Consider the following 13,603-nt stretch of genomic DNA (forward strand, 5'->3'; position numbering starts at 1 on the left):
CAGCCTACCATCTGTTACGAACCGTACGATAGCCATACCATGATATGACGATAAAACAGATAAAGGGAAGAAGGAAAGACAGATTAACTGCCGGAAAACCACCGACAGTCTTCATATCAATTACAAGTGCCTGCAACGGAGGCAACACAGAGCCTCCCAATATAGCCATGATCAGACCAGCCGCACCAAACTTGGCATCTTCGCCAAGCCCTTTCAACGCAATACCATAAATGGTAGGAAACATCAGAGACATACAAGCCGAAATGGCAACCAACGAATACAAGCCATAAATATTCTGCAAGAAGACGGCCCCCAACGTAAACACGCCTCCCAATACAGCCAAAATCATCAGCAAGCGGCCTGCATTCAGATAACGAAGAATAAAGGTACAAACAAAACGACTGATACAGAAGATGACCATCGCCACAATATTATATTTCTGCGAAAGGACTTCTGCCGCCTTTTCTTCCATACCTTGCGACATGAAAAGATGCGTACCATACTGGATAATGAACGTCCAGCACATGATCTGCGCACCTACATAAAAGAATTGCGCAATAACACCTTCCCGATAGCGGGATTGTGTAAAGATACGCTTCAAGGTCGGAACAAAATTTATATCGTGGTTTTCCTCCCCATTTTTAGGCATCTTGACCAAACGGATCAGTATCAGCATCAGCAAGATAACCAGACCAATGGCCAGATAAGGAGCAATCAGCACACTGAGATCACTATCTTTGATCGCCTCAAACTCCTGCTCGCCCAAGAGAGCACGATCGGCCGTATCGAGTGGATGAAGACGCGCCTGAATAAAGTTCATAGCCACATACATTCCTGCCAGCGATCCAATCGGATTGAAAGACTGGGCCAGATTCAGCCTTCGAGTAGCAGTTTCCTCGGTACCCATGGAAAGGATATAGGGATTGCAACTGGTTTCCAAGAAAGAGAGTCCACAGGTCAGAATAAAATATGCAATCAAGAAAGGATAATACTCTCCTGTCATCTTGGCAGGGAAGAAAAGAAAAGCTCCGAAAGCATACATGCCGAGCCCCAACAAGACTCCAGCCTTGTACGAATACCTGCGGATGAACATGGCAGCAGGAAAGGCCATGGCGAAATATCCACCATAAAACGCCACCTGTACCAATGCACCATCGGTAGCACTCATACGGAAAATTTTGGAGAAAGCCTTCACCATCGGATTGGTAATGTCGTTGGCAAATCCCCACAAGGCAAAACAAGAAGTTATCAACACAAAAGGAATCAGGTAACTTACGCCGTCCTTTGAAAGAATGGAAGCTTTATCGGTTTTCATGGTTTCTTATCGGATCTATTATTACTCATACAAATGGAACATCCGTTCCATCAGTTTCCATTTTCCAGCAGAGCTGGCTTGAGGATCAGCCTGCTGAAAGACTGACATATAGGCCTCCCATTCACGTTGTCTGGGCAGTGTGTCCAGCCGGGCCATCGCCGTATCCCAATCGAAATCGAGCGGCGTCTCTACGATCATAAAAAGACGTGTGCCCACTATATATATTTCCATTTCCAGAATACCCACTTCACGAATGCCCGCCAATATTTCCGGCCACACTTCCGCACGGCTATGGCGCTTCCGATATTCGGCTATCAGTTCAGGATTGTCACGCAAGTCAAGTGTCTGGCAATATCTTTTTACAGGTACATGATAGGTCTGTACACGATAACCCTCTTGAGGAGTGTCCATGATGTTCTCGTTTTTTTTAATTTCGATTCATTAATATGATAGAAACAAAGCATTGCTTTCGTACGGACAAAGCATCGTTTTCTACTCAAGAAAGCAATGCTTTCATCCGACAAAAGCAAGACTTCACCCTAACGTGTTATTTTTATTTATACAAAGGTCCATATACATTGCATGCACGATAGTCGGCGCCTTCCTTATCCATGCCGAAAGCATTCCATGCGGCAGGACGGAAGATCTTATCGTCTTCCACATTGTGCATGCAGACGGGAATACGCAACATAGAAGCCAGCGTAATCAGGTCCTGACCAATGTGGCCGTAGCTGATGGCACCATGGTTGGCTCCCCAGTTGTTCATAACCGAATAGACATCCTTGAAGGCAGGTTTGTCACACAGACGAGGAACGAACCAAGTCGTAGGCCAAGTCGGGTCGGTACGCATGTTCAGCTTCTCATGGATTTCGGGATCGATGTCCACCGTCCATCCTTCTGCTATCTGAAGCACAGGGCCAAGGCCTTTGATCAGGTTCAGGCGCATCATCGTGACAGGCATGCCGCCTTTGGACAGGAAGTTGGACGAGAAGCCACCGCCACGGAAGTAGTCACGGTCGGCAGGATACCAGGTCGTAGCCTTCAGGCAGTTGTCCACATCGGCCTGAGTCATGTTCCAAGGCTCCTTCATCACAGGATTGCCTGCTTCGTCCACCGACTGGCCGGAACCGTCCAACGTCGTAGCACCAGAATTGATCAGATGGATGATACCGTTGGATGCCAACCCTGTGAGTTCCTTACCCGTCACACGCTTCACAGCCTCAGGGCTCCAATACGTACGCACGTCGGAGAAGATCTGTGCACGATTGGTCAGCAGATGGCCGAAGAGCATGGCTACGCCGTTGCAGGCATCGTTCTCTGTAGCCACCACAAAGGCTTCGCGGATGCCATTCCAATCGAAGGAAGTGTTGAGCAGTGCCTCTGGATAGTCGCCGTTGGGATAGAAGTCGGTCCACTGGCGCTGGCCTTGGAAACCTGCGGCGATGGCGTTGTGTCCCAATGCCTCTTCCTTGAAGCCCATTTCTTTCAGTTTCGGATTGCCCGTCATCAGGTCGCGCATGATGATCATCATCTTTACGATGAATTCCCAGTCAGCATCTTTCTGCTCACGCGTCTTGCGTTTCTCAGGACGGTTCTTGAAGTCTTCACCTTCGTTCACCTTGCAATATTTCTCTGTCCATGCCATCGCCTTGGCATACTCTTCCTTGTCATAAATGCCTTCCGTCATGCGGCGGATGATTTCGGTCAGGTCAACCGACTCGTTGCGCATGCCCAGATACTCCTGGAAGAAATCTGGATTGACGATAGAGCCTGCGATACCCATAGACACGCTACCCATAGAAAGGTAAGACTTGCCACGCATCGTAGCCACGGCTTGGGCTGCACGTGCAAAACGGAGTATCTTCTCGGCCACATCGGCAGGGATCGTGTTGTCATCCAAATCCTGTACATCATGGCCATAAATGCCGAAGGCAGGAAGACCCTTCTGAGCATGACCAGCCAATACGGCAGCCAGATAAACGGCACCCGGACGCTCCGTTCCGTTGAAGCCCCACACGGCTTTCGGATAATAAGGATTCATGTCCATCGTCTCGGCACCATAGCACCAGCAGGAAGTGACGGTAATGGTAGAGCCTACGCCTTCGCGTTCGAATTTTTCAGCACAAGCGGCACTTTCGGCCACACGACCGATGGTACCGTCGGCAATCACACACTCTACGGGGCTGCCGTCGCCATTCTTCAGGTTACTGCTGATCAACTCGGCCACTGCTTTTGCCAAGCTCATGGTCTTTTCTTCCAAACTCTCGCGAACACCACCCTGACGACCGTCGATGGTCGGGCGGATACCAATTTTAGGATACTTTTTCATAAACTGTTCTATTTAATTCTTACAATATCATCTATATTTATTCATCCATTTTCCTACACTGAACTGTACTGAAAACACTTCAAAAGATCAAAGTGAATTCCGAAGCCGGACTTCCGTAGGCAGATATTTCTGCACCACCGCATTGTCCAGCACAAAGCGAACCACTTCATTCCCCATCTGTTCCCAGTCGATCGTCAAAGCCGTAATTCCCTCGTCGATCACTTCATAAGAAGGAATGTCATTATAAGCCAGCAGACCGAAATCCTTTCCACACTTCAACCCGGCCAGCCTTCCTTGCTTCACCACTTTCACTACGTCCTGTTGCTTAATTGCCAAATAGGCCGTATCTTTCTCCACTTTCAAGTTTTCGACATCTTCCTCTACACTTCCGGAAAGGTTATAATCCTGACAGAAACGAAAGAAATAGTCCTTACTGCTCTGAGGATGCTTCAAAGAAGAAGGAAAAAGAAATACAAACTTCCGATACGAAGAAAAGCGGTCGTCCAAACGTTGCAAGGCACCATAAAAAGATTCATCAAAGTCCTGACAAACATAAGAATACCGTTCTTTTTCAAACTTCCCAAAATCGAGCAACAAAAGACGGGCAGGACTGATTTTATTTAAAGAGGCGCTGAATCTTTCATTATCAAAATTCATCACAACATATTTGTTGTACTTTCCGACAGACTCCCGAACGATTGTACTGAAAAGACGTTCATTATACTGATGGAAAAGCAAATCCACCTTATAATTGACTGGAAGGTGTTTTGCAAAACTATTGTATAACGTTTCCTTGAAAGGAGTATATTGGTCAAGCAACAACAGCACATTGGTGACTTGGCCTGTCACAAAATAACCCTTGCGAGGAGTCGAGTCGATGATACCTCTTTCCCTCAAATCACTGAAAGCTTTGAAAACCGTATCACGCGACACTCCGTACCGCCGGCTCAGTTCGTTGATGGACGGCAAAGAATCCCCTTCAAGAAATTCCCGCATGGAAATTGCCTGGCTGATCAGGTCCGCCAACTGGGTAACCTTACTCGATTGCTGTCCGAACAATTTAGCGTCCATCGCACCTGTTTACTTGAATCCTTTTCTGTACTGAACTATGCTGATACAAAGGAAACAAATATTTCGGAAAGGAACAACCTAAAGGCTATGTTATGCAACATAAGAGTTTTTGTTATTACACCTCGGAAATACAAAAGATGAAAACTGTGTTTCCCTCTTTTGTACTTCACTCGGTTTGCACTATCTTTTCAGAACATAGGCTACACCTCGGAAATACAAAAGATGAAAACTGTGTTTTCCTCTTTTGTACTTCACTCGGTTTGCACTATCTTTGCACCCTCAAACAATGACATTATATATATGATAAGCATAGACGGACTGGCCGTAGAGTTTGGCGGCACCACCCTGTTCAGTGACATATCCTTCGTAATCAACGAAAAAGACCGCATCGCCCTCATGGGCAAGAACGGAGCGGGAAAGAGTACCCTGCTGAAGATTCTGGCCGGCGTACGCCAGCCCACCCGCGGCAAGGTGTCGGCTCCCAAGGACTGTGTCATCGCCTACCTGCCCCAGCACCTGATGACCGAGGACGGACGTACCGTGTTCGAAGAAACGGCACAGGCCTTTGCCCATCTGCACGAAATGGAGGCTGAAATTGACCGCCTGAACAAAGAGCTGGAAACGCGCACCGACTACGAGAGCGACAGCTACATGGAGCTCATCGAACAGGTGTCGGCCCTGAGCGAGAAATACTATGCTATCGACGCCACCAACTACGAGGAGGATGTAGAGAAGACCCTGCTGGGCCTTGGCTTCGAACGGACGGACTTCAACCGCCCCACGAGCGACTTCAGCGGCGGATGGCGCATGCGCATCGAGCTAGCCAAGCTGCTCCTTCAGAAGCCCGACGTGCTGCTCCTCGACGAGCCCACCAACCACCTCGACCTGAAGACCAAGGACATCCTGAAGCAAGCACTGATGGACTTCGACGGTACCCTGATTGTCGTGAGCCATGACCGCGACTTCCTCGACGGCCTGGTAAGCAAAGTCTATGAGTTCGGCCACCAGCGAGTCCGCGAACACCTCTGCGGCGTTTACGAATTCCTGGAAAAGAAAAAAATGGAGTCACTCAACGAGCTGGAAAAGAAATAATCCTTATCTTTGCGCAACTTCACATTGAACGCTATGATGATACGGAAGCCCTACATTACCGCACTGCTGCTCCTGCTCAGCATCCTGATGCTGGCAGTGCCCGTCGTGCCCCATCATCATCATGGCAGTGAGGCCATCTGCCTGAAGAACGACCTGCATACGGGTTGCGGCGAAACGAATCATCACCACCATCCGGCAGGCCATCCCAACTGCTGCCACGACAAGGGCTGCCTCACCCACCAGTTCGTCCAGCGCACGCCGCGGGTGGAGCGCCAGGCTCCCCAGCCGCGCCCTGTCCTGCAACCGGCCGACCTCAGTCTGCTTGTCAGCCTGTTGTCACCCTACACCGTTTTTTATTCAACTACTTTATATTCTCCCTATATCGAATCGCTGCACGGTGTCTACATCACCCGTGCCTCGGGATTAAGGGCTCCTCCCAGCCTTCTTGCATAAGCATTGCCGTGTGCATCTGCACATTGCAACCCGGTTGCAGCTTCTGTACATGTACCTTTGCAACCGGAAACCACATTTATTAATAGCAAGAACTTAATCCACATCTATCAATGAAGAAACTGATATTTCTGGGAGTCCTCGTCGCATGGTCGCTGGGCTCCTGCAACAGCCAGTCCGACCACGGACACGAAGGGCACGACCATGCTACCGAAGCCCACAACCACGAACATGACCATGACCACGAACAGCATGCCCACGAGGAAGCAGGCCACAGCCACGACCATGAAGGAGACGCACATGCTGAAGAAGAGGGACACGCCGAAGGCGCCTCGGACGAAATCGTCATGCCGCCCGCCAAGGCACAGGCCGCAGGCGTAGAGACAGGTACCGTAGAACCGGGCAACTTCACCCAGGTCATCAAGACCAGCGGGCAGGTGTTGGCCGCGCAGGGTGACGAACGGGTAGCCGTAGCCACCGTGGCAGGCGTCGTGTCGTTCAAGGGGAAAGTAACCGAAGGCATGAGCGTGCGCGAAGGCATGCCGCTCGTCCTGCTTTCGTCGGGCAACATCGCCGAGGGCGACCCCGTGCAGAAAGCCCGTGTTGCCTACGAAGTGTCGAAGAAGGAATACGAACGTATGCAGGCACTCGTGGAAAGCCGCATCGTCTCGGAGAAGGACTTCGCGCAGGCCAAGCAAGCGTACGAGAACGCCCGCATCAGCTACGAGGCCGTGGCCAAGAACCACACCGACCGCGGGCAGGCCGTCACCGCCCCCATAGGCGGCTATGTGAAGAGCCTGCTGGTGAAAGAAGGCGACTACGTCACCGTGGGCCAGCCGCTGGTGAGCATCACCCAGAACCGCCGCCTCTTCCTCCGCGCCGACGTGTCGGAGAAGTACTATGCCTCGCTGCCCGCCATCACCTCGGCCAACTTCTGCACGCCCTATAACAGTAAGGTATATGCTCTGCAGGACCTGAACGGCCGTCTGCTGTCCTACGGCAAGGCCTCGGGCGAAGGCAGTTACTACATCCCCGTGACTTTCGAGTTCGACAACCGCGGCGACGTGGTGCCCGGCTCCTTCGTCGAGATTTACCTGCTGGCACGCCCGATGGAGGGTGTCATCAGCGTGCCCCGCTCGGCCTTGACCGAAGAACAGGGCAGCTTCTACGTCTACCTGCAGCTGGACGAGGAGTGCTACCGCAAGCAGCTCGTCACCCTGGGTGCCGACAACGGCCAGCGCGTGCAGGTACTCAGCGGGCTGAAGGCAGGCGACCGCCTCGTGACCCGCGGTGCCTATCAGGTGAAACTGGCCGGAGCGGCGAACGCACTTCCGGCGCATAGTCATGAACACTAATTCAATGGAAAATGAAAAATGGAAGCTGCGCTTCCTAATGAAGAATTTCCATACACAGGAATTCTTCGTTCTTCATTCTTAATTCTTCATTTAACAAGTTATGCTCAACAAAATCATACACTTCTCCCTACAGAACCGCATCCTGGTGCTCGTCGCCTCGGTGCTGTTGCTCGTGGGCGGTACCTACACCGCCATGCACACGGAAGTGGACGTGTTCCCCGACCTCACCGCGCCGACCGTCGTCGTCATGACCGAAGCCAACGGCATGGCAGCCGAGGAGGTGGAACAGCTCGTCACCTTCCCCATCGAAACCGCCGTCAACGGCGCCACACACGTGCGCCGCGTACGCTCTTCGTCCACCCACAGCTTCTCCGTGGTCTGGGTGGAATTCGACTGGGATACGGACATCTACCTGGCCCGACAGATTGTCAGCGAAAAGCTCTCGCTCGTGGCCGAAGAACTGCCTGAAAGCGTGGGCAAGCCGACGCTGGGACCGCAGTCGTCCATCCTGGGCGAGATGATGATCGTGGGCCTCACGGCCGACTCCACCTCCATGCTCGACCTGCGCACGCTGGCCGACTGGACCATCCGCCCGCGCCTGCTCTCCACCGGAGGCGTGGCGCAGGTGGCCGTGCTGGGAGGCGACATCAAGGAATACCAGATACAGCTCGACCCCGAGCGCATGCGCCACTACGGCGTGACGCTGGGCCAGGTGCTCGGTGCCACCCGCGGCATGAACCTCAACGCCAACGGAGGCGTCATCTACGAATACGGCAACGAATACATCGTGCGCGGACTGACAGCTACGACCAACACCGAACTGCTGGGCAAGACCGTGGTGAAGTCAGCTACGGACAGCAACGGCTCGCCCTCCGCTCCCATCTTACTGGAAGACGTGGCCGACGTGCGCATCGGCGCACAGACACCCAAACTGGGACTGGCCTCGGAACGGGGCAAACCCGCCGTGCTGCTCACCGTGACGAAGCAGCCTGCCACCAGCACGCTGGAGCTGACCGGCAAGCTGGAAGCCGCCCTCCAGGACCTGCAGAAGAACCTGCCCCCCGACGTGAAGGTATCGACCGACATCTTCCGCCAGAGTCGCTTCATCGAAAGCTCCATCGGCAACGTGCGCAAGTCGCTCGTCGAAGGCGGCATCTTCGTGGTCATCGTGCTGTTCCTCTTCCTGGCCAACGTGCGGACGACCCTCATCTCGCTCGTCACCCTGCCCCTGTCGCTCGTCGTGTCCGTGCTGGTGCTCCACTACATGGGGCTCACCATCAACACCATGAGTCTGGGCGGTATGGCCATCGCCATCGGTTCGCTGGTCGATGACGCCATCGTCGATGTGGAGAACGTCTGGCGCCGCCTGCACGAAAACCGCCTCCTGCCGCCCGAGCGCCGTCTGCCCGTGCTGCAGGTAGTGTTCAACGCCTCGCGCGAGGTGCGCATGCCCATCCTCAACTCCACGCTCATCATCGTCGTCAGCTTCGTGCCCCTGTTCTTCCTGAGCGGCATGGAGGGGCGCATGCTCGTCCCGCTGGGCATCGCCTTCATCACCGCCCTGGCTGCCTCTACGGTGGTGGCGCTGACGTTGACGCCCGTGCTCTGCTCCTACCTGCTGCGCAGCAAAGAAAATAGCAATGAGGCCAATTCGGGCGACTCCGCCGTGGCCCGCACGCTGAAGAAGGCCTATGGCGCCGTGCTCGAAAAAGCCTTACAACACAAACGTGCCGTGCTGGGCTGCACCGTCGCGCTCTTCGCCGTCGCCCTGGGCCTGTTCTTCACCCTGGGCCGCTCGTTCCTGCCGCCCTTCAACGAAGGGTCGTTCACCATCAACCTCTCCTCGCTGCCGGGTATCTCGCTCGAAGAGAGCGACGCCATCGGCCGACGCGCCGAGGAGCTGCTGCTCACCGTGCCCGAAATCCAGACCGTGGCCCGCAAGACCGGTCGCGCCGAGCTGGACGAACATTCGCGCGGCGTGAACGGGTCGGAAATCGAGGCCCCCTTCGAGCTGACGGACCGTTCGCGTAGCGAGGTGGTGGCCGAAGTGCGCGAGAAGCTCGCCACCCTGTCCGGCGTCAACGTCGAGATAGGCCAGCCCATCAGCCACCGCATCGACGCCATGCTCAGCGGCACAAAGGCCAACATCGCCATCAAGCTCTTCGGCGACGACCTGAACCGCATGTTCAGCCTCGCCAGCCAGATAAGGGACAAGATACAGGACGTCGAGGGCGTGGCTGACCTCACCGTCGAGCAACAGATTGAGCGCCCGCAACTGACGCTAACGCCCCGCCGCGAGATGCTGGCCCGCTACGGCATCACCCTGCCCCAGTTTGCCGAGTACGTCAACGCCTGCCTGGCGGGCGAGGCCGTGTCGCAGGTCTACGAGCAGGGCAAGTCGTTCAACCTCACCGTCCGCCTGCGCGACGACCTGCGCGACCAGGCCTCGAAAATAGGCGACCTGATGATTGATACGGGCGACGGCCGTCAGGTGCCGCTCAGCTATGTGGCCGACATCCGCTCGTCCATGGGTCCCAACAGCATCAGCCGCGAGAACGTGAAGCGCAAGATAGTCATCTCGGCCAACGTGGCCGACCGCGACCTGCGCTCCGTGGTGACCGACATCCAGGCCCGCATCGACGCCGACATCAAGCTGCCCGAAGGCTACCACGTGGAATACGGCGGCCAGTTCGAGAGCGAGCAGGCGGCCAGCCGCACGCTGCTGCTGACATCGCTCATGTCCATCGTCGTCATCTTCCTGCTGCTCTACCATGAGTTCCGCAGCGTCAGGGAGAGCGCCGTCATCCTCATCAACCTGCCGCTGGCCCTCATCGGAGGTGTCTTCGCCCTGCTGCTGACCACCGGCGAGGTGAGCATCCCGGCCATCATCGGCTTCATCTCGCTGTTCGGCATCGCCACGCGCAACGGTATGCTGCTCATCAGCCACTACAACCACCTGCAGCGCGTGGAAGGCTACTCGCTGCACGACAGCATCATCCGCGGCTCGCTCGACCGACTGAACCCCATCCTGATGACGGCCCTCAGCAGTGCGCTGGCCCTCATCCCGCTGGCCCTGGGCGGCGACCTGCCCGGCAACGAGATACAGAGCCCCATGGCGAAGGTCATCCTCGGCGGTCTGCTGACGTCGACCTTCCTCAACGGGTTCATCATCCCCATCGTTTATCTGCTCATACACACCAAGAAGAAATGAAGAAGACAATAATCATCTGTGCATGCCTTGCCCTGGCGGCAGGGGTGCACGCCCAAAGCGGCATCGAAGCCATCCTCCAGCAGGTGGAGGCCAACAACAAGGAACTGCAGGCCAACGCCCGCACCACGGAGGCACAGAAGCTGGAGAACCGCGCCTCGAACAACCTGGCCGACCCCACCCTGTCGTATGCCCACCTGTGGGATTCGCAGGACAAAAACATCACCGTGGGCGAGCTGGTCATTGCCCAGAGCTTCGACTTCCCCTCGCTCTACGTCAGCCGTGCCCGCCTGAACCGCCTCAAGGCCAGCTCACTGGACGCGCAGGCCAACGCCCAACGGCAAGCCATCCTGCTCCAGGCACAGGAAGCCTGCCTCGACATCATCCACCTCAGCCGCCAGCAGCAGCTGCTGGACGAGCGGCTGAAGAATGCCGAGGAGCTGGCCGCCTACTACCGCCGCCGTCTGGAGACGGGCGATGCCAGCACGCTGGAAACCAATAAAATCAACCTCGAACTGCTGAACGTACGCACCGAAGCCCGCATGAACCGCACGGCCCTGGACAGCAAGCTGAAGGAGCTCACGGCCCTGAACGGCAACCTGTCGCTCGTCCCCGGCCGCCCCATGCCCGACGGTCCTGCCGCCGCCACGGCGCAGAACCTGGGTCTGACGGACTATCCCTCCGTCCCCCTGCCTGCCGACTTCGGCCCGCTGTGCGAAGAGTTGCTGGCCTCCGACCCTGCCCTGCTCTCGCTCCGGCAGGAGAGCCAGGCGGCACAGAAGCAGCTGTCCGTCAGCCGTCAGGGCTGGCTGCCCGGACTGGAACTGGGCTACCGCCGCAACACCGAGAGCCGCCATCCGCTGAACGGACTGGTGGTGGGCTTCTCGTTCCCCATCTTCCAGAACCACGGCAAGGTGAAGGCCGCCCGTTCGCAGGCCCTCAGTGCCGACTTCCGCGAAGAGAACGCCCGCCTCAGCGCCAGCACCGCCCTGTGGCAGCTCTACGATGAGGCCTGCAACCTCCATGCCTCCATGCAGGAGTATGCCGAGACCTTCGGCCGCCAGCAGGACCTGAAGCTGCTGCGTCAGGCACTGGACGGCGGCCAAATCAGCATGATCGAGTACTTCGTCGAAGTCTCCGTCATCTACCAGAGCCAGGCCAATCTGCTGCAGCTGGAGAACCAGTATCAGAAAGTGATGGCTAGAATCTATAAGAGCCGGCTATAAGATTCTTATTTCTTCCGGCAGGTAGCCGCTACGGATGCGCCACTCCTGCGGATAGAGGTTGTTGGCCCGGTTGCCGACATTCTTTACAAAGCCAAGAGGAAAATCCCGATAAGTAAGCAATACAAAACCGCGAGGGGCCGCACCTGAAAGGGTGACGGCCTCTTTACGTAGATAAGCAATGGCCGTCGGATAGTCCACCTCTTCGCAGGCGAAAGCTTCACGGCTAAGCAGGCTGCTCATGGCCAGTGCATGGGCAGGAACGCAATCCTTCCCTTTCGTCTCGGCCAGCGTCACGCCGGCCTGCAGCACACGGACATGCTGCTTCAAGGCCGACAACACTGGGAGCCACGACGTAGCGAAAGCAATCAGCGTCTGTCCCTCGGGCATCAGGCTGTATCCTTCCGCCCCGCGCAGCCAGCCTTGTACCGCTGCCAGCTGCTCCTTGCCGAAAGCCGACGAAGAGGCAGCTTTGCCGCCATTCCCTTTCTTCCCCTTCTGTTGTTTACCCGAGGCCAGCTTATCCGCATTCGGCCGCCCCATCTGCGCCGTCCATATGCCATCCGCCTCTTCTTCATCGCCCGCCTTGCGCAGCACGGCCAGGAAGAATCCTTCACCCTGCGTCTTGTGTGGCAGGAAGCGATACACGGGAAAATCTTCCCCCGCCAGCAGATTACCTGTAATGTTCCATTCGGCAGGCACATCGAGCGGCAACACCTCCGCTCCCAGCTCGTCGCGAATCCAGCGTACGTTCTCCTCGTTCTCCTTCGTGTTATAGGTACACGTGCTGTACACCAACAGTCCGCCCGGCTTCAGGCAGGGCCAGATGTCCGTCAGAATGCGCCGCTGGCGTTGCCAGCAGATTTCCACATTCTCCGGGCTCCATTCCTCGATGGCCGCCTCGTCCTTGCGGAACATGCCTTCGCCCGAGCAGGGCACATCGGTCAGGATGCAGTCGAACAGATGTTCCAACGGGGTAAACTCCGCCGGATCGCTGTTTGTCACTACGACATCGGGATGTCCCCACTTCGTCAGGTTTTCCGCCAGCACCTGCACCCGGTTGCGCATCACCTCGTTGGCCACCAGCAGGCTGCCCGCAGGCAACAGGCTGCACAGGTGGGTCGACTTGCCGCCCGGAGCCGCACAGAGATCAAGCACCGCCAGTGCCCGCTCCGTCAGATACCGCTTCATCGCCTGCTCCACAAACATGGACGACGCCTCCTGCACGTAGTAGCCCCCGGCGTGGAACAGGGGGTCGAAGGTAAACGTCAGACGCTGGTCCAGGTAGCAGGCACCGGTAGCCCAGGGGACCTCTTTTAATGAAGAATGAAGAATGAAGAATGAAGAATTATCCCACTTCTGAGGGTTCAGGCGGATGCTGACGGGTTGTTCGTCCTCCAGCAGGGCGGCGGAAAAACGATTGTATTCTGCTTCGCCCAGCAGGGCACGGGTATAGTCTACAAAAGGAACGGGTAGTTGCATGGCATATCTCTTGAAATGTTCGGCTACAAAAGTAAAGAATTTGAAGGGAAGTTCCTCTCCTTAAATCACAGATATTTT

At 55.7% G+C, this 13,603-nt stretch carries 9 protein-coding genes and 1 pseudogene; 5 read left to right on the top strand and 5 right to left on the bottom strand.

The window, feature by feature from the left end:
- Window positions 1-4 precede the first annotated feature (4 nt).
- From fucP to BQ8005_RS07445, 4 genes are all read right to left on the bottom strand, one after another.
- The gene (fucP, locus tag BQ8005_RS07430) at window positions 5-1,315 is read right to left on the bottom strand and encodes an L-fucose:H+ symporter permease (RefSeq protein WP_075317599.1); all 1,311 of its coding nucleotides are present in this window, start codon (window positions 1,313-1,315) and stop codon (window positions 5-7) included.
- Between the two features lie 21 nt (window positions 1,316-1,336).
- Window positions 1,337-1,726 (bottom strand): L-rhamnose mutarotase, encoded by a 390-nt coding sequence (locus tag BQ8005_RS07435; RefSeq protein ID WP_075317600.1) that lies wholly within the window; start codon window positions 1,724-1,726, stop codon window positions 1,337-1,339.
- Window positions 1,727-1,868: 142 nt separating this feature from the next.
- Window positions 1,869-3,644, bottom strand: coding sequence for an L-fucose isomerase (gene fucI / locus BQ8005_RS07440; RefSeq protein WP_021847961.1), 1,776 nt, complete (start codon window positions 3,642-3,644; stop codon window positions 1,869-1,871).
- Window positions 3,645-3,731: 87 nt separating this feature from the next.
- Window positions 3,732-4,715, bottom strand: coding sequence for a GntR family transcriptional regulator (locus tag BQ8005_RS07445; protein WP_075317601.1), 984 nt, complete (start codon window positions 4,713-4,715; stop codon window positions 3,732-3,734).
- A gap of 300 nt (window positions 4,716-5,015) precedes the next feature.
- Here BQ8005_RS07445 and BQ8005_RS07450 point away from each other — a divergent pair.
- The 5 genes and pseudogenes from BQ8005_RS07450 to BQ8005_RS07470 form a co-directional block, all read left to right on the top strand.
- Window positions 5,016-5,688, top strand: a pseudogene (locus BQ8005_RS07450) (ATP-binding cassette domain-containing protein); the annotation flags it as partial.
- A 152-nt stretch (window positions 5,689-5,840) separates the two neighbouring features.
- On the top strand, window positions 5,841-6,260 hold the full coding sequence (locus BQ8005_RS07455; RefSeq protein ID WP_234984016.1) for a DUF6769 family protein: 420 nt from the start codon (window positions 5,841-5,843) through the stop codon (window positions 6,258-6,260).
- A 110-nt stretch (window positions 6,261-6,370) separates the two neighbouring features.
- The gene (locus BQ8005_RS07460; RefSeq protein WP_075317603.1) at window positions 6,371-7,612 is read left to right on the top strand and encodes an efflux RND transporter periplasmic adaptor subunit; all 1,242 of its coding nucleotides are present in this window, start codon (window positions 6,371-6,373) and stop codon (window positions 7,610-7,612) included.
- 100 nt (window positions 7,613-7,712) lie between these two features.
- A complete protein-coding gene (locus BQ8005_RS07465; protein ID WP_075317604.1) occupies window positions 7,713-10,823 on the top strand; it encodes an efflux RND transporter permease subunit in 3,111 nt (1,036 codons plus the stop codon).
- The gene (locus BQ8005_RS07470; protein WP_075317605.1) at window positions 10,820-12,046 is read left to right on the top strand and encodes a TolC family protein; all 1,227 of its coding nucleotides are present in this window, start codon (window positions 10,820-10,822) and stop codon (window positions 12,044-12,046) included. The genes BQ8005_RS07465 and BQ8005_RS07470 overlap by 4 nt, the downstream gene beginning before the upstream one ends.
- Here BQ8005_RS07470 and BQ8005_RS07475 read toward each other — a convergent pair.
- On the bottom strand, window positions 12,041-13,525 hold the full coding sequence (locus BQ8005_RS07475; RefSeq protein WP_075317606.1) for a methyltransferase RsmF C-terminal domain-like protein: 1,485 nt from the start codon (window positions 13,523-13,525) through the stop codon (window positions 12,041-12,043). The genes BQ8005_RS07470 and BQ8005_RS07475 overlap by 6 nt on opposite strands.
- Window positions 13,526-13,603 lie beyond the last annotated feature (78 nt).

Origin of the sequence: Bacteroides togonis (assembly GCF_900130135.1) — a bacterium.
Classification (GTDB): Bacteria; Bacteroidota; Bacteroidia; order Bacteroidales; family Bacteroidaceae; genus Bacteroides; species Bacteroides pullorum.